Origin of the sequence: Pedobacter ginsengisoli (genome assembly GCF_030244015.1) — a bacterium.
In the GTDB taxonomy this organism is placed as follows: domain Bacteria; phylum Bacteroidota; class Bacteroidia; order Sphingobacteriales; family Sphingobacteriaceae; genus Pedobacter; species Pedobacter ginsengisoli.
Genome location: NZ_JASSYX010000003.1, coordinates 80,918 through 102,124, shown reverse-complemented (window position 1 = coordinate 102,124; position 21,207 = coordinate 80,918). Strand labels below are relative to the sequence as shown.

Here is a 21,207-nt window from a genome sequence, read left to right as displayed (position 1 = left end):
CCCTGCTTGTTCAATTAAAAAATGCCAGTGGGAACCACCCCGCTGGCAACCAAATCTACTTATTGAATCTTCGCAAGCCAATGCTAAAACTCATACATAAAACAAATGTAGTTGTAAGCAGGATTTTACTACTTACACTAACTGTTTTATTGTTTGTCTATTTTGATACATTTTTGATTAGTAACGATCTTTATATTAGTGTGTTAAAATAATATTCCTGATTTAGTGATTAATAAACCTGCTGGCTCCACTATAATAATGGTTGCAGGAGACTACCTGACCATCAATTATGGCTTCACCACTTTTGTAATCCCAAAAAGGGTAAAAAAAGGCCTGTTTGTGACAAACTATCCCCGGATCATAAGCATATTTTTGAATGCTTTAATATGCTGTACGATAAATATAAATATTATGTACCCACCTTTTAATGCAATTGCTGCTTTCCATACATTCATTCTTAAGAAACACAAGCAATTTCTATGCTTGCTGATAACTGTTTTTTGTGCAGGTTTACTTCATTCTTTTTCTGCCATAGCTCAATATCAAATATATAAACCGGTAACTGGTTTGTTTACCGGAAAACCCGTGCCGTTGTCTCCCGATCCTCTGGTGAATATGGAATGGTCTTTACCAAAAGCGACGGATGATCTGGAAACCTATCAGTTACGCCCCGTGTCATTTAGTTTGAGTCCGAGCAATAGCTTTAATATGGAGAGTTTTCAAAAAAGTAACGTGATCATTGTCAATGGCAAGGGTAGTATTAGGTTTGACTTTGGAAGGGTAAGTGCAGGCTGGCTGGAATTTGACTCTGATGATCTTGGAGATTCGGTTTTAATGAGTATCAGTGAATACAATGAACCGGCTAAACTAAATATCGGCACTGCTCATCAATTCAAAACTGCTGTAGCCATTAAATATGGGAAAACTTATCGCTTAGAATTAAACCCCCTTTTATATGAGGGGGTTAGGTTTGGCTGGATACATGTCGTTTCATATAAGAAAAAATGGCACATCAGGAATGTGAGGCTGGTGTGCCAAGTTAAGCCCACAAATTATCGTGGAAGCTTTAGCTGTAGTGATCCGGAACTAACAAAGATCTGGTATACCGGGGCCTATACAGTTAAACTTAACTTGCTAAAAGATTATTTTGGGGCTATTCTAATGGACAGGAGTGATCGCCATTCCTGGACAGGAGATGCATATCCCGCCCAGGCAGCGTCCATGGTGGCCTTCGGCAACTTTGACTTCGTAAAGTTGAATCTTCACAATACTGCAAACCTCAGCAATGACATTGCCAGTTATGCACTTTACTGGGTATTGAGTCTGGTAGATTATGTAAATTATACAGGGGATACCACGCTTGCAAATCAATACATTGAAAATGCCATTAAAAAATTAGACCTTGCCTACCTGCATTTCGGTAAGTCGCCTCGTTTAAACTTCTATGGCTGGGACGAGCGCCTAGGGGCAGGATTCGAAAATCCGAATAGGGAGGCACAAAATGCGTATTCTATGCTATCTATTAGGGCATGGAAAGAGTTTAGCGAGTTAATGCTTGGTATGGGAAAGTTTAATGAGGCAAAAAAATATCAACAGTATGCCATAGAGAAAATGAACTTAGTTAGGCAAGAGAATAATTGGCTAAATACTTTTGGGTTACATGCAGCGGCTGATGCGATCAACACCGGTTTAATCAAGGAAGATGAATACAACTTCTTATTCGAAAGAAATTTTACTGATAGGGTGAATCGAATTTCATACTCCTCCTTTAATGAGTGGTTCGTCATTTCTGCAATGGCCAAAATAGGGCGTTATGATGAGGCGATCAGTGCAATTAAAGACAGTTGGGGCGGCCAGATTAAATACGGAGGAACTACTTTTTTTGAGGTTTTTAGACCACAATGGAATGAAGTTTTAAAAAACAACGACGCTCCCCCAAATAACCAGGCGGGTTATACAAGCTTAACGCATCCATGGAGTGCTGGAGTTGTGAAATGGCTCTCCGAAGAAGTACTTGGCATTAGACCTTTAGTACCAGGATTTAAGAAATTTTCTGTTATGCCCCATTTAGCACGATCACTCACTTCGGTATCTGGTGAGGTTCCCACCGAATATGGAAATATATCAGCTAGCTTTGATACCCAGACAGGAGTTGGTCGTGTAAAAATACCGGCTGGAACGTTGGCTGAGCGTCTCCTTATTCCACTCGGTAAAAATTCACCGATGTCGCTAAAAATCAACGGGAAATTGGAATGGAAATCAGATGGAACAGGAAATCGTGATATTTTATTTCAGGCAACCGGATATGAAGATTTTCTGGTATTAAAAAATTTAAAGGCAGGAGTGTATGCATTTGAAATCAAGTATAAAAGAAGGATTAAGCAACCAACACTGCAGGAACGCCCATGGATTTATCAAGTTAATGGTATTCGTCAGGATAGTGTTACAGGTGGAAACTGGAAAGATAAGTACGGTAGCGAGGGTGTGGTTTTATTCAATGCACTGAAAAATGGCCAGCATATTCAAAAATTACCACCGTACCTCAATGACTTTAAATTATCACGTTATAAAGACGTACATACCCATGTCCCAACATCTAAGGGGCTCCTCGTTTATAACGGTAGTAACAAAAACATCTTAGGCGCTGTCGCGACAAAAGATTATAATATTTGTGAGCAGTCAATGACCATTGACTTACCAACAAACGACAAGAACCGGCATAGGATATCTTTATACTTTTTAGATCATGAAAACGAGGGCCGTCGATCTGCAATCGAAATTTTTAACATGAATTCACTAGATCTGATTTCTCCAATGATTTATGTAAGGAATTATAAAGAGGGAAAATATGTCAGCTTTGAGTTTGAAGGCCCGATCAGAATAAGGATTAATCAAGTCAGAGGCACCAATGTTACTTTGAGTGGTCTGTTTTTTGATAAAATCAAATAGCGCCGGATGTCGATTTCCAACCGAATAGTGGGGAATTAATAAAATTTTAGGTATTGAGCATACCGACATTCAAATTGATTATCTCGTAAGTGCCGTCTTGCTACCGCTTATTCAATACCTAGCTGAAGCAAGCAGCCATTGGCAATTGGCATAGGCCCTTGACTCATTAAATATTGCTGCATTTTCGAAGCAGTATCATTTTACGCAGAGGTAGCGAACGATTTGTTTTAAAATTGTGTTGATCAGCAGGTTCCTGGAATATTTATCAAAAAGTATAAAATATTCACCGGTTTAAACATTTTCTTTCGGATGAACACTATCTAATTTTGTTTCTGCCTCAATACCAAACTAACCAAATTATCCAGAGGCCATGAACCAAAAAGTTCATGAATTCACTTTCGATTATAATCGTAACGTGAATTGTACATCAATGCCAGAATGCAACCTTTAACCAAATATTATGAAAAAAAAACTATTACTTTTTAGATCATTAAGGTACTATTCTGCCTTGTTCTTGTTGTTGGCCTTTTACCTTCCATCAGCTGCGCAAACTCAGCTTGCTGTTACAGGTACACTGATTGATTCAGTGGATGCGTCGCCCATACCCGGTGCTACGATATCTCTGGAAGGGACAACCGTTCGCGTCCAAACGGATGCAAACGGTAAATTTTCGATTAATGTCCCTTCTGGGGGCATTCTGTCAGTAAGTTATGTTGGATATTCCAACAAGAAGGTCACAGTTCAGCAAGCGGGTGCACTAACCATTAGGCTCGGTGCTTCTTTACAGAATTTAAAGGAAGTAGTCGTTGTCAGCTATGGTACCCAAAACAGGAGGGAAGTTACAGGGGCCATAAGCCAGATCAAAGCTTCTGAAGTGAAAGACATGCCTGTCCCAAATATTGGCCAGAAACTGCAGGGAAAGCTTGCTGGTGTACAGATCAATCACAATTCCGGTACGCCAGGATCGGAGATGACTTTCAGAATACGCGGCGCCGCATCGATAAATGCTGGTAATAATCCTCTAATCGTCATTGATGGTTTTCCGTCTCAAAGTGGCCTGCAGTCCCTCAGCCCTGACGAAATTGAGACAATCACTGTATTGAAAGACGCGTCTTCAGCTGCGCTGTATGGTTCCCGCGCTGCCAACGGTGTGATTCTGGTCACCACAAAGCAAGCCAAAGCGGGTCAGAAATCTTTGGACTTTAGCGCTTATTACGGTGCGCAGTCAGTACCTGATCGGGGTAAACCGGATTTGATGAATGCCCAGGAGTTCGCCCAATATAAAAAGGAATGGTACGAAGACGCAGCCAGGTATGAAGGTCGTACAGATGGGGTCCCGGCTGTTTATCAAAACCCTTCACAATATGCCAGCGATCCGGGTACCAACTGGTTTGACGTCTTATTGCGTAACGCGGTGAGCCAAAACTATAATCTCTCCTACAGCAATGGGATGAAAGATCTTAAATCATTTATGAACCTAAATTATAACAAGCAGGAGGGCGTTATTTTGAATTCGTCAGATGAGCGTTTCACGGCGCGCAGCAACAATACCTACAATCCTTCTGAACGGCTAACATTAAACGCCAACCTGGAATTATCCTACGGCAGTAATCAGGTTGTGCCAGGGCTGGATAATGGTCGTAACATCATAGAGAATGCCTATTTGATGGATCCTACTTTGAAGTATAAGAATCCCGATGGAAGTTATCCTATCTCCTTTTCTCAGCCGGGAATGTTTCCTAACCCAAATTATTACCTGCTGGTTACTCAACGGGTCAATAAGTCGCGAGCAGCAAGAGTGATTGCCAATGGCTTTGCTGAATACAAGTTAATAGATGGTTTAAAGTTCAAATCAACGATCAACGTGAATACCGACAACACGGTCAACCGTAGGTTCACGCCATCAACTGCTCAAGGTGGTCTCGGTAGTGCACCGCCACAACCTGCAACCGGCAGCTACAGTACGAGCAATTTTATCACATGGCTTTCGGAAAATACACTGAACTACGAGAAATCTCTTGGGAAGCATAATTTTGAGGCATTAGCAGGTTATACTTATCAAAAATATTCTGCTGAAAACAGCGGTATCAACGGAACGCAGTTCCCGGATGATCATATACAATGGATAAGTGCTGCTACCACCCGGCTGGGAAATGTAGGAGCGGATGAATGGTCGCTGATCCGTTATATCGGGAGGTTAAAATACAATTATGATGGTAAATACCTGGCCGAATTTGCATTGGGAAGAGATGGTTCTTCAAAGTTCGGTCCTAATAATAAGTACGGCAATTTCCCGTCTGTTTCAATAGGCTGGGTTGCTTCGGATGAATCATTTATTCAAGACCTTAAAGCTGTAAACTTCCTGAAGTTTAGAGGAGGTTACGGACGGGTTGGTAACAACAATATTGGTAATTACAGCTACCTGGCATCTCTTGCCACCACTAATTATGTATTTGATGGCAAAGTGGTTCCGGGTAAGTCCTTAAGTGGTATTGCCAACAATGGCCTGACCTGGGAAACAACGGCGGGTTACAATTTTGGATTTGATCTGGAATTGTTTAATAGCCGGATCGCTATCACTTATGATTACTATAATAAGAAAACAGATGGCTTATTATATGCCATTGATATTCCAATGCAGGCCGGTTTTTCAAACATAACGTCCAATATCGGTGAGTTTAACTTCTGGGGAAATGAACTGAGTATTTCGACACGCAATTTGACGGGAGGTTTTACATGGAATACTAGCTTTAATATTTCATTTGACCGAAACAAAGTAATAAAACTCGGAACAAATAACGCGCCAATTGGCGGTTACAACGAGTATTGGGATGATAACAGAACTGCCGTTGGACAGCCCATAGGGATGTTCTATGGGTATATAAATGACGGGGTTTACATGACGCAGCAGGAGTATGATACCCAGCCTCACCGTTCGGACTCAATGGTGGGCACTGTCCGCTTCAAAGATGTCAGCGGACCGAATGGAGCACCCGATGGTAAAATTGACACTTATGACCGGACGTTCATCGGCAATCCGAACCCTAAATTTACCTATGGAATTACCAATAGCTTTAGTTATAAGAAGTTCGATTTATCTATGGTATTTGCAGGTTCTGTTGGAAATGACATTGCGGATGATGCTTTTCAGTCTACAGAAAACCTGGATGGTGTTTTCAATGTACGTAAAGGTGTAGCGGGTCGCTGGAGGTCCGAAGAAAACCCAGGCAATGGTGAATATCCCAGAACCAGAACAGGAACTACAGAGCCATTCAGGCTTTTTACCAGCAGACAGGTTTTTAGAGCCGACTATTTGGCCGTCAAGAACATAACACTGGGATATACGTTGCCGGTGAAAGACAAACAGTTTTTCAAAAGCCTAAGAGCTTATGCCAGCGCTCAAAATGCGGTGATCCTGACAAAATATCCTGGTATGAATCCGGAGGCCGGTATGTCTGGTCTCAACGGATTAAATCAGGGACGTGATTTTACGGGCTATCCTATCCCCCGTGTTTTCTCAATTGGATTAAACGCCGGCTTCTAATCATTAAAATAGATTTACATGAAAAAATTAATATATACAACAATCATATTGGCTGGCCTGATTTCCTGTAAAAAGGAATCGCTGGAACTGATTCCACAGACCTCTTTAAGCTCCGGTTCTTTTTTCAAGGACGCCGCCCAGTTTAATCAAGCACTTACCGGTGCGTATGCTAATCTGCGTACAGTGGCCTTTACGGGTATTTACATGGATGAGATGCGATCTGATAATACTTTTTTTACGTTCTACTCAGCAGACCGGGGTACCGGAACGAGTGTGGAAGCGTTTGCTGAATTTATCGATGATAACCTTACCAGTCAGCAATCCAATAACCCAGGGAATCGTTACGGAAACGATTATTCAGCAATTGCCAAACTTAACACCATTCTTTCGCGCCTGGAGACCTCAACCCTTGAACAGTCCGTTAAGGATCAAATTTCCGGCGAGGCGCTTTTTTTAAGGGCGTTCTATTATTTTGATCTTGTGCAACATTACGGCGGTGTGCCGCTACAGCTGGAAGAAATTACAAGTGTGGAAGGCGCGTTTATAGCTCGCAGTTCTGTAGAAGAAGTATATGCTCAAATCATAGCTGACCTTACAAAGGCCACCCCTTTGCTGCCAGTAGCGACAAAATTTCCGCAATCAGGGCGTGCCAGCAAAGGTGCCGCTAAAGTATTACTTGCGTATGCATACCTATCTAAACCGACCAGGGAATATGCGAAAGCCGAAACTGAATTGTTGGATGTAACTAAGATGAACTACGAACTTCTTAATGACTACGCTGCTGTTTTTGACGTGAAAAATAAAAATAATAAGGAGTCAATTTTCGAAGTGCAATATCAAATGGGAAATGATGGACAGCAAAGCGACTTCATTTGGCGTTTTATTCCGAAAACAACCAATTCAGAGTTTATCCTGGGCCTACGCGGTACCAATGCCAGGGGTGGGCTTGCAAGTGGTGGATGGAATGTTCCTACCCAGGAATTAGTGGATTCCTACGAGGATAATGACCTTCGCTTACCAGCATCAATTGCAGTTGCTGAAGGAACTATTGATAATGGGGTGATGACAACTACCGCGGTTAAAAGTCCGGTTAATTACGTACCTGAGCCAGGAAAAGGTTATTATTATTTCATAAAGAAATATCTTCATCCTCCTTACCAGGTAGAATATAATACCGATGATAACTGGCCTGTATTCCGTTATTCAGGGGCATTGCTGCTATTAGCAGAATGTCTGGTGGCCGAAGGAAAGAATGCAGAAGCCTTACCACACTTAAACAAAGTTCGAAAACGGGCTGGTCTGGAGCCGTTGTCGTCAGTAACAAAGAAAAACGTCGCTGACGAGATGCGTCATGAGCTTGCTTTTGAAAATCATCGCTGGACAGACCTTATTAGAAACGGGGAAGCAATCGAGGTGCTCAATGCAAAAGGTGTGAGGATGAAAGCATTGTATGAATGGTTGTTGCCTTCGAGTTTTAACGTTACGCAAAACCGTCTTATTTATGCGATACCGTTCAGAGAATTACAGATTAATTCCAAGTTGACACCAAATCCCGGATACTAAAAGCAAAATGCAAATATTATTTTTAGCAACGCAATGGGGTGCTGAAGAACTTCATTTTGAAGATTTTATTGATCGTACGATTAGTGCAGGATATGACGGCATAGATACCTGGGTGCCGGAAGGCGCTTTAGACCGAAAGCAGTACCATCAGTTGCTCAATCAATATAACCTGCCGGTTGTTTGTCATCAACACCAGGCAACCGGCAATTCGATAGGAGCGTTCTGCAAGTCTTTTGAATACAACTTGAATCTCTGTATGGAGTGGGAGCCGATACTGATCAATTCGCATAGCGGCAGGGATTTTTTCAGTCTGGATGAACAGCTGAAGGTATTGGATGTCGCTAGTGAATTTGCAGTAAGAAACAATATTACTGTTGCCCATGAAACGCACCGGGGAAGGATTGGATTTAGCCCATACAATGCTGCACAGCTGTTTGCATTGCGTAAGGATATGTGTATCACTGCTGACTTTTCACATTGGGTATGCGTTACCGAGAGCTTTTTAGAAAACTGCAGCACAGTGTTATCTGAAGCGATGGACAGAACGCGTCATATCCATGCACGTGTTGGATTTTCTCAAGGTCCTCAAGTTGCTGATCCCCGGGTAGAAGAATGGAAATATGCAAACAATATATTTATGGAGTGGTGGTTAAAAATTATCCGACTTAAACGAAAGCAGGGTGCGTCCCGACTGACGATTACGCCGGAGTTTGGGCCACCACCCTATATGCCAACTCTTCCCGGAACCGGTGAACCCGTTTCAGATCAGTTCGCTTTAAATAATTACATTAAGAACCGAATAACAAATGCAAATACTTGTTGATTAATCGGAAATGTTGATTTGAATTGTACTGATTAAAAACTGATAAATTTTCTAGTTTGTATTTTAGTACTTATTTTACATAAATGCTTAGTAACTATTTCAGATATTTAAGTCCTACGGTCTTCGATCAGAATTGGGGCATATATGTAACCACCTCAGGATATTCTAAGGTTGCCCCCTTCGAGGAGTACCCCAACGGAACACATCCCGAGAGCCATCATTTGACCTGGAACAGGGGAAGAATATTAAATGACTATTATGTTGTTTTTATTTCAAAGGGACGGGGCACCTATGCTTCGGCCTTGACTTCTCCGACACCAGTTACCGCGGGCAATTGTTTCCTGCTGTATCCGGGAGTTTGGCACCGTTACAAGCCGGATCCTAAACATGGCTGGGAAGAATATTGGGTTGGATTTAATGGCTCTTATATCTCTCAACTTTTGCAAAATACATTTGCGCGCAACAGACCTGTTGTTAACTTAGGGTTCAATACTGATATGCTCATATTGTTTACACGTCTGATCGATGAAATCCGATTGTCGAACGTGGGATATCCACAGCAGATTGCCGGTATTACGCTGCAAATTCTCGGCCTGGTGAACAACGCTGTCAGGAATGATGAGCGTGCAGACGATCCGGTCGGTAAACTTATTGCCAAGGCCAGGTACCTGATCCGCGAATCATTTGAAAATTCATTGGATATGGAGCGATTGGCAAGCGATCTCCCAATGGGCTACTCTTCTTTTCGAAAAGCATTCAAACAAGTCACCGGGCAGTCCCCGAATCAATACCACATGGAAATACGTATGGAAAGGGCACGGAATTTATTGCTCATGACTTTGCTGAATATCAATGAAATATCGGATCAGCTTGGCTTTGAGTCGGTTGCTTACTTTTCAAAATTATTTAAAAAGAAGCACGGCATATCTCCCATGAACTTTAGAATGGAAAGAGGCAGAAATCTTAACAATGGATTAGAGGACTTCGCAGTTTAAGTGGTTAGTTTCCTGCCTTATCGCATACCAGATGGATTTCTCTTGCAATGTTTGCTGAAATATCAAAAAGCACAAAATTTAGTGTTTATCGTTAAACAGGCATTTATCTTCTGACGATACTTTTGCGTAATAAAACCCATTTAAATACAAAAGAATGAACACGGAAATCACCCAATCCCAAGTTGACTTCTACCAGGAGAACGGATATATCATCATAGAAGATTTTTTAACTCAAGCAGAGCTGGAAGAATGGCGTTCCGCGGTAACGGAGGCAGTTGCCGAAAGGAAGGACCAAAAGATCCCGGGAAGAGCTGTTAAAATTGGCGAAGATGACGGAATTAATGCTGATACAGAATACCAGAGTAAAGTATTTGATCAACTGATCAATCTTTGGCAGACAAGCGAAAAAGTTAAGCGCCTGATGTTAAACCCCAAGATCGGCGAAATGGCTGCCCGCCTTGCGCAGGTAGATGGGATTAGGATTTGGCATGATCAAGCTTTATTTAAAAGGCCTTGGGGAAATCCCACTTCATGGCACTTAGACACGCCATTCTGGTCATTTTCTGACCGCAGGGCCTTGTCCATATGGGTGGCGCTGGATGACTCGACGCTCGAAAATGGCTGTTTGTTTTTTATCCCGGGATCTCAACGGTCAACTGGATTGGAAAACCCAGGAATTGGGAGGAATATGGATTCCATTTTTTCCATTTATCCTCAATTTCATTCCGCTAAGACCGTAGCGGCTCCTATGAAAGCCGGAAGTTGCTCGTTTCATAATGGATTGCTCATTCACGGCGCTCATGCCAATATGACACCTGGTCCAAGAAGAGCAATGACCTGCGCTTTTATGCCGGATGGGAGCACGTTTAATGGTATTAGCAACGTTTTACCTGAAGAAGTACTCGCCCACCTGAAAGTTGGCGACTTGTTAAATAACGATTCGGTAAATCCGTTGATTTTTAAAAAATTTGATCTGGAGGGTGGAGATGCGTAGAACTATTCTCTTATTGCTGACTTCCTTTATATTCGTTCTCGAAGCATCGGCTTCAGCTGAGCGCCCCCTAACATTAGGAGGTATCCAGCATGACTCAAAGAAAAAGACAATCAAAATTACCGATTCAAAAGGGATACTCTCTATTGATTTAACTTATGCTAAAGGTTGCAAGATCGCCGGGATGAGTTTAAAAGGGAAGCAATTATTATCCCCTGGCGGAGCATTTACTGGTATTCGTGCAGATAAAACGGTTACTTCGCTGGAGGGCGGTAGTCAGATAGCTGTAACGCAGGGAGACAAGTCAATAACGCTTTCCAACATTGTTTACTCCCTTGACACAGTTCGTATCAATGAAACCTGGAGATTTACGCTAAGGAATGGAAGTATAGGCTGGCAAATCACAAGAAAATATAATAAATCGTTTAAAGCTGAAGAGACGTTCTTTCCAAAGTGGAATTTTAATGGAATGAACCTGTGGAAAGGCGGGATCATTGACAATGGTGGAATGGTTTGGTGTAAATATTTGTCTTCTACAAACGATACTTACGGTGTCCATACCGGGGGGGTAACTTTTTGGGAACCTTCCTCCGGAGATGCGCTTCAAATAGAAAGCGTTGGTGATAAAGATCTGCATTTGGCAGCTACGTTTTCAAACAGAGGCAAAAGCGAATTTGCCTTTACACAAATGGTTTCCGATTCACCTCTTCAGCAACGTTATAACCTAAGCCGTTTCGTATCAGGAAAGCCCGATGTATTTGCTGCTCATCGTGTTTCAAAAAAAACACAAACTATAGACCTTAGTCTAACCTACATTGATTACAATGATGTATATTCAAGAGGACAGTTAAATGGAATAGATGCGGTTGCGGTGCGGGAACTGATGAATACTACAGGAAGGTATGGTGTGGTGGATAACAACATAGTGGGTGGAAATGGCTGGCTTACAAACTGGAAGTGCTTACATGAGCCGTTTTTTGCCCAGACAGGAATGGCGTTGAATGATCCGAATTATATCCGAAATTTTTCTGCAACCCTGGATCAGGAACGCGATCTCGCAACCTTGCCTGATGGAAGAGTCTTGTCCCGATGGCACAATGTGCCTGGAGATGAAATACCAGGAACCTATAATGCAAAAACAGGCTACTATGAAGCGATGTGGGGATATACCATCGATTCCCAGACTGGATACGTGATCAATGTATCTGAACAGTTTGACCTGAATGGCGATATCAATTGGCTAAAAGGGCATAAGGAAAGTTGTGAACGAGCACTGGACTGGTTGATAAAGCGGGATGACAACAAAAACGGTATCTTTGAAATGAAGAATGCCAATATATCTGACAAAACCGCGAGCGACTGGTTGGATATCGTTTGGGCCAGTTACGAAAATGCGTTTGTCAACGCACAGATGTACGAAGCGCTTAACCTTTGGGCGGATTTGGAGAGGGTCTTAGGAGATAGTTCAAAAGCTGACTACTACAAGCAGGTAGCGGAAAAATTGAAAACATCTTTCAATCTTCCTGTTGAGCAAGGTGGTTTTTGGTCGGATTCAAAGAAGCAATATGTTTATTGGCGTGACAAAGACGGTTCAGTTCATGGTGATAATTTAGTAACGCCTGTGAATTTTGCTGCGGTTGCCTTCGGCCTTTGCGATGACCCTGGTCGGAAAGCACAGCTTTTAGATCAGATAGAAAAGCGTACTACTGCGGAAAAACTTTTCCATTGGCCGTTATGTTTTGATTCATTTAAACGCGAGGAGGTTAGTGCAGGGAACTGGCCGTTTCCCAAATACGAGAACGGAGATATTTTTCCAACCTGGGGATACATGGGGGTTCGGGCGTATGCGGGTTACGACAGAGCGATTGCTTTGAAATACATTCGGAATATTTTGGAACAGTATAACAAAGATGGTTTGTCTTCACAACGATATAGTCGACAAACTCAAAATGGCCTGGGTGATGATATTCTTGCTGGAATTTCGACTACTGTTACAGCTTTATACCGTGATATCTATGGTATTCGGCCAAAATGGAACAGAATGGGCCTAGAACCTAATATGACGGCCGACTTAGACGGAACTAAGTTTACCTACAATCTGCGTGATACAGTTTATAACGTGGAATTGAGTACAAATCGTTATGTATTATCTACGAAGGACTTTTCGGTTTCTAGTGATGTTGCTTTCGGGGCTTGTCAAAAGGCTAATGAGTTATTGATTTTTTTGGGTAATGATGATAAGAAGGTGGTATCTGTAAAAAATCTTTCAGGCAAAAAGAATGAGGTTAAGATGAAGAAGTTAGCCAACGACGATGTGGAGATCGAAGTAGGAGGTAAAGGTAAGTATAGAATCGAAACTAAAGGCAAATCAAAGAAGGATGTCAGTTTTAAAAAAGCGAGTTTGAATCCCGGAGAAAAGATCTTAGTAAACAACGCTTTGTAAAAGTATTAATGATTGTTAACGCTTGGTTGTTCTAACATTAAATAGGATGGACTTTAACCCAAGGTAGTAGCATTACAGAATTCACGCAATAATTATGGAAAAGTATGTTTCATTTTTTATTATCAGTCTTTTTACCCAGCAGATATTAGCACAATCAAAAAAAGCGGATGTTCAATATACTTGGCATGCACAATGGATAGCTGCGCCAACGTCAAAAAATGACACTAATGTTTGGCAGGTATTTCGAAAAGAGCTGGATTTTACCAAGCAGCCCAAAAAAGTGACAGCAAAAATAGCTGTTGATTCTAAGTATTGGCTTTGGATTAATAGCAAGATGGTTGTTTATGAAGGAGGTTTAAAAAGAGGTCCTAACCCTACGGACACTTATTTCGATATTGTTGATTTATCTGGTTACTTGAAAAAAGGAAAAAATACGATAGCAGTGTTAACTTGGTTTTGGGGTAAACAGGGCTATTCCCATAATAACAGTGGTAAAGCAGGCTTGGTTGCGGATTTTACTATCGACGGAAAAAAAATTGGTACAGATAGTACTTGGAAATCCATGCGTCATCCGGCTTATGGAAATACAGGAGCGCCACATCCAAATTATAGATTACCTGACGATAATATTCACTTTGATGCGCAAAAAGATATAGGCCAATGGATGTCTTTAGGTTATGATGATTCAAAATGGTCTAAAGCTATGGTCTTCGGAAAACCGCCAGTAGCTCCGTGGAATCAGCTGGTAGAACGCCCAATTCCACTGTGGAAAGTAGAATCGCTTAAGAGATATGAAAATGACAATGAAATACCTAAGGTAAGTCAGGGGGAACCCATTATCGCAAAACTTCCCCTTAATATAACTGTATCTCCTTATTTGAAAATAAAAGCTCCTGCGGGACTTCTTATTGATATGCGAACAGATAATTACAATGGAGGAAGTGAATATAATTTTCGGTCAGAATATGTAACTAAAGAAGGAGTACAGGAATTTGAAAGTTTGGCATATCTAAATGGGCATGATATGATTTACTCTATTCCAAAAGGTGTTGAAATTCTGGAATTATCTTACCGTGAAACAAGGTATAATACAGAATTCGTTGGCAGTTTCGATAGTTCTGATTCCTTTTTAAATCAACTTTGGATGAAGTGCCGAAATACCATGAATATCAACATGCGTGACGCTATACAAGACCCGGATAGAGAAAGAGCTCAATGGTGGGGTGATGCGGTAATTGTACAGGGAGAAATTTTTCACGCCTGTGATTTGAAAGCACATGCATTGATTAAAAAAGCCATTTACAATCTAGTTGATTGGCAAAAAGCCGATGGTGTGTTATTTTCTCCAGTTCCTGCAGGGAAGTGGGATGGAGAATTGCCAGGACAAATGCTTGCAAGTATTGGGAAATATGGGTTTTGGTATTACTACATGCATACTGGTGATGTAGCTACCATTCAACATGCCTATCCGGCAGTTAAACGTTATTTAGCTCTTTGGAAGTTAGGTGCAAATGGTTTGTTGGTACACAGAGCAGGAGGTTGGGACTGGGGAGATTGGGGAGATAATATAGATAGACCAGTGCTCGATAATGCTTTGCTTTATCAGGCACTAGAAGCAGCCATTGATATGGCCAAAATAGTCGGTGATCAACAGGAAATCATTCATTATCAAAATATGATGAAAAGTATTGATGATAACTATAATCGCGTGTTTTGGACAGGTACATCATATAGATCTCCAGAATATAAAGGCATTACAGATGACCGGGGTCATGCATGGGCTGTTCTTTCCGGTCTGGCGAAACAGCAACAATATCCATCTATAAAAAAGGTCCTTACAACATCATTCAATTCTAGTCCGTATATGGAAAAATATGTCATGGAATCTTTGTTCAAGATGAATGACTCAGACGGGGCTTTAAATAGAATGAAGCATCGTTATCAAAAAATGGTTGAAAGTCCTCTTTCTACACTTTGGGAAGGATGGGGAATAGGAAAAGAGGGTTATGGAGGTGGAAGCTATAATCATGGATGGTCAGGGGGTCCACTTACGTTATTGATGGAATATGTATGTGGCATTTCTCCCTTGGAACCGGGATTCAGCAAATTTCAGGTGATGCCACAGCCGGGATATTTAGAGAACGCAAGTGCATCATTTGAAAGTGTAAAAGGGACTGTAAAATCTTCATTTGAAAAAAACAGTAAAGGTATTGAAGTGAGCGTCACCGTACCTGCACTAAGCAGTGCTTTAGTAAAAATGCCGTTCAAAGAGGTAAAGCGAATAAAGTTAAATGGAGAAATAGTTTGGGAGAATGGAAAATACCAGAACAAATATACCAATCATAATGAAGTGGCGGAAGGTAGGATAGGATTCGAGGTTTTATCTGGTGAGTGGACATTTATTGCAGAATAGCCTTTTGTATTGATTTTTCAAATGTCTTTTCGATTGTTGCAAAAATGGGTCACGAATAATCAACTTCTGTACTTGTTCTTTCAATCAATCAATGATCAAAAAATATCCCACTAAGGACAGGGGTTAAGCCCCGGATAGGGTTAATTCGGAATTTAACTGACTTGTTATAGGAAAACCTGAGGTAGGTCCCGTTTTTGCATTGTTCAACTTCCTGAACCGGGGTAATTAATTCAGAGGTCTCTGCATCGAACATTTCAATAGCTAACTTTCTTCCTTTGTCGTCCCAATCAAGAAAATAAAGAGAAACCTTGTAGTCCCTTGTGCCTTTAACGTTGATGGTTGAAGTGAAGGTATAACCTATCTGATCATTGTCTTGAGAGTAAATGCAAGAGGCAACACGTGGAAAGCCATTTTTTGAATCTGGCGCAAGGGTTCGCTTGTCGTAACTTTTGTCCGCCCACACCATATTCAATGGCTTGTTGTTTCCAAAGATTTTATAGAAGTCAATTGAGGTTACGTAATCAGGGAGCTTTTCCCTGTGTTTGCCGTTACCATCATAATTGCACAGTTGATAACCATCCGATCCGTAGACACCTCCCCAGTTTCCGCTTGTTGTGGTATCAGTTGACAAGTATTTAGCTTTAAATTCATCGGCGGTACCAGTGCTGTATTGGGTTGGCTGTCCCTGATAAGTTATTTTGATGTTGTAGTTGCCCGGTGCGATTCCATCCAGGTATACAAATTGATCGTCATCAGTAACAACTTTGAGCCAGCTGGCTGGATGGTATACGCCATTCCATATTAATTTTCCATTTACTGTTACGCTTTTTATTTCCTTTTCAGCCTTTGGCAGGCCAATTCTTCCAGTGACAGCAGGTGGTATTGAAATCTTGCACCTGCCTGTAACAGTATTAAAACTAGCACTGATATTTCCTTTTGGACTGGGAGTTGTGCCGGAAACATAAGTCAAGGAATTGGCCAGATGCGGTAGAATTTCAAAAGTGCTGAAGCCTGGTGAGGTTGGCTTAACCCCCAGTATTTCCTCGCTTAGCCATTTTGTTACCCCAGCACCCCATGGATGACACAAACTTGTGAAGCCACATTGGTTGCTTGGTACGGGTCCGTTTTTACCCGATAAGGCATTCCAGGAGGGCCGGTAATTCTCGAAAAATGTGGTTCCACCGTATGCGATCTGCCCTCCCCATAAGTCATATACCGACTCCAAAGCCTCGGCATATTTATCCATTCGAGATAAGGCTTGAATGACAAAGTATTGATTGAAAGGGGAATATGAGATGCGGTTATTTCGATCAGCAAAACTAGCGCTATATAGTATGGATTTTTCCTTTTCAGAAAGATAGCCGGTATTTACAGCATCAGCGGCCGCATGAAGACCAAATTTATTATGAAAATTGCCGTCCTCTTTCAGTTCAATTATTTTCTTATCTGCATAACCCATATATTTCTCACTTAAGTCCTGACGGCCAATTGTGCTCATTGCCGTTGCAAATTCTTTCCATGCCCTAATGCATACCATTTTGTAAGCGTTTTGTGGCTCTGGAATATTGGGATGCTCAAACCCAGCTCCCAGTCTTTCATCCCATCCAAAGAAAACCAGGGAAGGATTCGTGCCGTAAATCTTGTAGGCGTCGTCGAGCTTCGCACACGCATTTTCAATGTAAGTATTAAGCGTTGTAGTATCGCCGGTATAGTTATAATAATCGATAAGGCTTAATACCCAATAAAGGGCGTAACTTCTGATCCCATTGCTTTGGTTTGCGGTGTGAGTAATGTTTTTTTTAACCAGATCAAAATTACCAAACGCGACCATTGACGCAGCTTGAGCGGGATAGGCGTCGCCTGTCCAGGAGATTCTGTCCCCACGGTTCATCAGGATAGCACCATAGTAATCTTTGAGCAGGTTTAACTTTACTGTGTAAGCTCCTGTATACCAAATTTTTGTTAACATTGGGTCGCTGCAGGAAAAGCTGCCGTTGTAATTGGTGGGCCTGATTTGGCAAACCAGTCTTAGGTTTTTGATATGCCATGTGCCTGTGTGAGACCGGACATGGATCCAGCCAAACCGGACACCTTCATACAGTTCAGGATTTAGCTCAAGCCGATAGGTGTTTCCGTGTTTTTTGGGAGTTAATGTTTTTGGGGGATAATTAGGAGCGTAGACAGGAGGTTGATTGTACTCGCTAATGCTCATTTCTATGGTATCTTGTAAGTCCGGACTTTCAAATTCAAGCCAGCCTGCATTGACGCAACCGAAATCAAAGCGGATGTCACCTTCCCCGAGGACCTTTATAGTCGCGTCTTTTTTAAAATTTTTCATGTCGAAACTTCCGGTTTCTTTTGTCATCCAACTCTTCGGACTTAATCGGTAGCTTTCGGGACCGTCAGTTGCTTTGGGGTTGCTCCAACGATAGTTGAATATTGGGTCCGGTGAAAGCAGATTTAACTTCTTGCCCGGGACACCCGTAATAGGAGGATATGTATCAGTCTGGCCTATTGAATACATCGACATTGAACAAATAAACGTTACCATCATGCCTGTTTTGAGTAATAAGCGTGTTACTGTTTCTATATTCAATTGCAGTGGGTTAAATGATAAAATCGTTGTGTATTTTGGTTGGTTTTGTAAGTAAAGCTATTTTTTGCTAAGATAGCGGATGTTCAAATTTTGAATAGAGATAAACGCATTTGATTTTTGTGCTTTTTGATAATCTGCTTGCTTTGCCGAGTCCTGAAATTACTTGTCGTTATGTTTGGCTATTGCGCGTGTTGGACAGTTTAAAGTTTATTAAGTATTATTACTTCGACTAATTTTGAGATTTATTTCTATTGTCCCTATGAAAAGAATTGTTCTGCTAAGTTTTGCGTTGATTTATGTGACAATCTGCAATGCCCAGACGGGCATAAATTTTCATTCCGGTTCCTGGCGAACACTTTTGTCCAAAGCGCAGATGGCTAAAAAGATGATCTTTGTCGACGTCCATACGGACTGGTGTGTGCCTTGCAAGGTGATGGACAAGACTGTGTTCAATGCCGCTGGGGCAGCAAAATTCTACAACAACAATTTTGTCAACTATCGAATGGATGCGGAAAAGGGTGAAGGCATCGAACTGGCAAAAAAATATGGTGTTACTGCTTACCCGACATTTCTCTTCCTGAACAGTGAAGGCTACCTGGTTGATAAAGTTGTTGGAGAACGCAGGCTCGGGGAATTTATCAATACAGGAAAGAATGCTCTTGTAATGGGTGCCGACCCGAAGAACCTCGGAAACCTGGAGGCTGCTTTTGAAAACGGGGAAAGAAATCCAGGCTTTCTAAAAGATTATTTGCAGCGCATGCCCAAAGATGGTCTCGATAATTCAAAGGTGCTGGATGCCTATTTTAAGGAGGTTGCCGAGACAAATCTTCGGCCGGCAGAATTTGTCCGGTATCTGGCCTCGAATTTGACGAACATCAATTCCGCATCAGGCATGTTCCTTCTAATGAACTACGATATATTAGATGCGGAACAGAAATCGGATTTGACAAACCGACTATATGAGGTCATTGTGCGTCAGGGAGCGGGGCGGGCACTCAAAGATTTGCACCTGTCGGAATGTCGTGTCCTCTTGGATTTTGGAACAAAAATGCCCGGATTACAGCCGAAGCAAATTGAACTTATCAACCGGATGAACCTGATCTATGGAGGGTTGATCCGGAACACTGACCAGATCAAGGCCGCAGGCTATGCTTTGGCAGCGCCAGTAGAAAAGCTCAGCCTGGGCAGCATCCGGGCCGAAGATGTCCGACGTAAAAATGAGCTGCTAAGGCCATACTTAACCGGAGAAAAAGACAGTGTGTCTTTTCCAGGTTTTGCAGAGGAGCGGAAGCTATTAGCCACGATTTACAGCAACGAAGTTTCGGAAATATTATTCACTGCCGCAAAGGCTTTCGGTGAGCTGCCTGCCACGGAAAGTCAGGCACGCAATGATGCCAAGAAATGGATCAGACGCTGCCGGGAACTAATGCCCGCCTCTGAAGTTTTTAAAAAGTTAGAAGCTTCATTTGCTACACAGTAACAAAAGCCAGCAAAACTGCTGCTCATACTGAATCTCACTTAGCATCATTCCCCAAAGGTTTTTGCTAGTAGTTCCGGCCTAAGCAGCCAATTGCGATGGCTTTAGGGAATTGATCAATAGCCGTTGTCTGGTATCGGTTCATTGATTATCTCGTTGCCGGACAGATCATAATATCGGCAAACCATCGCCTGGGTATCCACAATCCATTTCGCGACGCCTGCGTTTGCTACCTGCTGGCAAAGCGTCAAAAAATCGCTTTTTCCCTGCTGGTGTTCGACAATGATCTGCTGCAGCAATTGCGGTGAAACAGTCCCGGAGATCGTTTTGTTCGTGTAGCTCGGATCCGAGCTAAACTGCAAGTCATCGGCACCATGATAAATGGTCTGGCCATTGCTGACCATAAACTCATAGTGCAATAAGCCGAGCTGTTTGATTTCCTGTACATAAGCGGGGAAATCCGCGCCGCTTTTTACCTTGGCGTGTGCCGCCCTCATTTGTTGTAATGTAAACATTGCTTTTTAATTTTGATACTCAAAAGTAGACGGACCCACCGAGCCCCGATTGTAAAAAACCGTTTATTTCAGCCGGCTGAGGTATTTCTCGGGTGTAACGGCAGCGAATTTTTTAAAACTTTTGATAAAATGGGACTGATCATAAAAGGACGCAAGATATTCGGCATAACCCATTTGGCCATTTTCCATAGCGGCGAGGACATGCTGTGACCGGACGATGGTCGCATATTTTTTGGGTGAAGCGCCGACTTCAGCCCGGAAACGCTTTTCCAAGGGACTGGCGCTAGTATGCAGCATCGCGGCCAGCTCCTGAATGCGGATACTCCCTGCGGAGCCATGGATATATTCGAGCGCCCGGCTGACCAGCAGATCGGGCGGCCGCTGTTGTAAATGGTTCAGCAGGAATTGTTCGACTAAAGCGATACGAGCCGCGTCATGACCCGCAAACGCCAGCTTCTCTTCCAGGTCATCCAATTTTCCGCGGTCAAAAAAATGTTCTAGCGAAAGGCTTTCTCCGAACAGTTCATGAAGCGGCGTTTTTAAGAATCTGCCCACGGCAGTCTCCCGAAATATGACCAGGACAGAACCAATGCCCGCAGTGTTCTGAAAAATACGGTAAGTATCACGCAGGCCGGTAATACCCGTCGCTGCCAGCGGTATTTCCCTGCCTTCTTCCAGGTAGGCCAGCCTCCCGCGGTACTGAAAGCCAATGACCAGAGCGGTACCAGGCAACACGGTGTAAGCAGCGGCCTCTTCATTTTCAGAAATGACCAGCTGTTTAACATAGGGTACTAAACCAGCTGAAGGTAAATAAACTTGAAACCGCATCTTTAAAGTTAGCTTTTAATTTGAACTTTAAGATGAGATGTGAATAGCCGGATTTTTAGGCTACCTATAA

12 protein-coding genes are annotated in these 21,207 nt (G+C 42.3%); 9 read left to right on the top strand and 3 right to left on the bottom strand.

Translation table 11 applies throughout. The features are described 5' to 3' along the window. Positions 1-258 precede the first annotated feature (258 nt). The 8 genes from QEP08_RS12545 (at position 259) to QEP08_RS12510 (ending at position 15,721) form a co-directional block, all read left to right on the top strand. The gene (locus QEP08_RS12545) at positions 259-2,949 is read left to right on the top strand and encodes an alpha-L-rhamnosidase C-terminal domain-containing protein (RefSeq protein ID WP_285058479.1); all 2,691 of its coding nucleotides are present in this window, start codon (positions 259-261) and stop codon (positions 2,947-2,949) included. Between the two features lie 460 nt (positions 2,950-3,409). Continuing rightward, positions 3,410-6,493 (top strand): SusC/RagA family TonB-linked outer membrane protein, encoded by a 3,084-nt coding sequence (locus tag QEP08_RS12540; RefSeq protein ID WP_285058478.1) that lies wholly within the window; start codon positions 3,410-3,412, stop codon positions 6,491-6,493. Between the two features lie 18 nt (positions 6,494-6,511). Next, positions 6,512-8,056: a RagB/SusD family nutrient uptake outer membrane protein gene (locus tag QEP08_RS12535; RefSeq protein ID WP_285058477.1), complete on the top strand. Its 1,545-nt coding sequence runs from the start codon at positions 6,512-6,514 to the stop codon at positions 8,054-8,056. Between the two features lie 7 nt (positions 8,057-8,063). Beyond that, the gene (locus QEP08_RS12530; RefSeq protein ID WP_285058475.1) at positions 8,064-8,879 is read left to right on the top strand and encodes a sugar phosphate isomerase/epimerase family protein; all 816 of its coding nucleotides are present in this window, start codon (positions 8,064-8,066) and stop codon (positions 8,877-8,879) included. Between the two features lie 83 nt (positions 8,880-8,962). After that, complete coding sequence (locus tag QEP08_RS12525; protein ID WP_285058474.1) at positions 8,963-9,874, top strand: helix-turn-helix transcriptional regulator; 912 nt, start codon at positions 8,963-8,965, stop codon at positions 9,872-9,874. Between the two features lie 154 nt (positions 9,875-10,028). Next, positions 10,029-10,868: a phytanoyl-CoA dioxygenase family protein gene (locus tag QEP08_RS12520; RefSeq protein ID WP_285058473.1), complete on the top strand. Its 840-nt coding sequence runs from the start codon at positions 10,029-10,031 to the stop codon at positions 10,866-10,868. Then, complete coding sequence (locus tag QEP08_RS12515; protein ID WP_285058472.1) at positions 10,861-13,308, top strand: alpha-L-rhamnosidase-related protein; 2,448 nt, start codon at positions 10,861-10,863, stop codon at positions 13,306-13,308. Before QEP08_RS12520 ends, QEP08_RS12515 begins: the two co-directional genes overlap by 8 nt. Positions 13,309-13,402: 94 nt before the next feature. Then, positions 13,403-15,721 (top strand): alpha-L-rhamnosidase-related protein, encoded by a 2,319-nt coding sequence (locus tag QEP08_RS12510; RefSeq protein WP_285058470.1) that lies wholly within the window; start codon positions 13,403-13,405, stop codon positions 15,719-15,721. A gap of 88 nt (positions 15,722-15,809) precedes the next feature. Here the strand turns inward: QEP08_RS12510 and QEP08_RS12505 are convergent, their stop codons facing one another. Next, complete coding sequence (locus tag QEP08_RS12505) at positions 15,810-18,317, bottom strand: alpha-L-rhamnosidase C-terminal domain-containing protein (RefSeq protein ID WP_285058468.1); 2,508 nt, start codon at positions 18,315-18,317, stop codon at positions 15,810-15,812. Between the two features lie 259 nt (positions 18,318-18,576). Between QEP08_RS12505 and QEP08_RS12500 the strand changes: the two genes are divergently transcribed. Continuing rightward, a complete protein-coding gene (locus QEP08_RS12500; RefSeq protein ID WP_285058467.1) occupies positions 18,577-19,797 on the top strand; it encodes a thioredoxin family protein in 1,221 nt (406 codons plus the stop codon). Positions 19,798-19,910: 113 nt separating this feature from the next. Here QEP08_RS12500 and QEP08_RS12495 read toward each other — a convergent pair whose 3' ends face one another. After that, positions 19,911-20,309: a DUF1398 domain-containing protein gene (locus tag QEP08_RS12495; protein WP_285058465.1), complete on the bottom strand. Its 399-nt coding sequence runs from the start codon at positions 20,307-20,309 to the stop codon at positions 19,911-19,913. 63 nt (positions 20,310-20,372) lie between these two features. Beyond that, positions 20,373-21,137, bottom strand: coding sequence for a helix-turn-helix domain-containing protein (locus QEP08_RS12490; protein WP_285058464.1), 765 nt, complete (start codon positions 21,135-21,137; stop codon positions 20,373-20,375). Positions 21,138-21,207: the final 70 nt, after the last annotated feature.

Bases quoted from the DNA above. Each gene is read 5' to 3' on its own strand.
- QEP08_RS12545 (WP_285058479.1), top strand. From the start codon at position 259: ATGGTTGCAGGAGACTACCTGACCATCAATTATGGCTTCACCACTTTT.
- QEP08_RS12540 (WP_285058478.1), top strand. From the start codon at position 3,410: ATGAAAAAAAAACTATTACTTTTTAGATCATTAAGGTACTATTCTGCC.
- QEP08_RS12535 (WP_285058477.1), top strand. From the start codon at position 6,512: ATGAAAAAATTAATATATACAACAATCATATTGGCTGGCCTGATTTCC.
- QEP08_RS12530 (WP_285058475.1), top strand. From the start codon at position 8,064: ATGCAAATATTATTTTTAGCAACGCAATGGGGTGCTGAAGAACTTCAT.
- QEP08_RS12525 (WP_285058474.1), top strand. From the start codon at position 8,963: ATGCTTAGTAACTATTTCAGATATTTAAGTCCTACGGTCTTCGATCAG.
- QEP08_RS12520 (WP_285058473.1), top strand. From the start codon at position 10,029: ATGAACACGGAAATCACCCAATCCCAAGTTGACTTCTACCAGGAGAAC.
- QEP08_RS12515 (WP_285058472.1), top strand. From the start codon at position 10,861: ATGCGTAGAACTATTCTCTTATTGCTGACTTCCTTTATATTCGTTCTC.
- QEP08_RS12510 (WP_285058470.1), top strand. From the start codon at position 13,403: ATGGAAAAGTATGTTTCATTTTTTATTATCAGTCTTTTTACCCAGCAG.
- QEP08_RS12500 (WP_285058467.1), top strand. From the start codon at position 18,577: ATGAAAAGAATTGTTCTGCTAAGTTTTGCGTTGATTTATGTGACAATC.
- QEP08_RS12495 (WP_285058465.1), bottom strand. From the start codon at position 20,309: ATGTTTACATTACAACAAATGAGGGCGGCACACGCCAAGGTAAAAAGC.
- QEP08_RS12490 (WP_285058464.1), bottom strand. From the start codon at position 21,137: ATGCGGTTTCAAGTTTATTTACCTTCAGCTGGTTTAGTACCCTATGTT.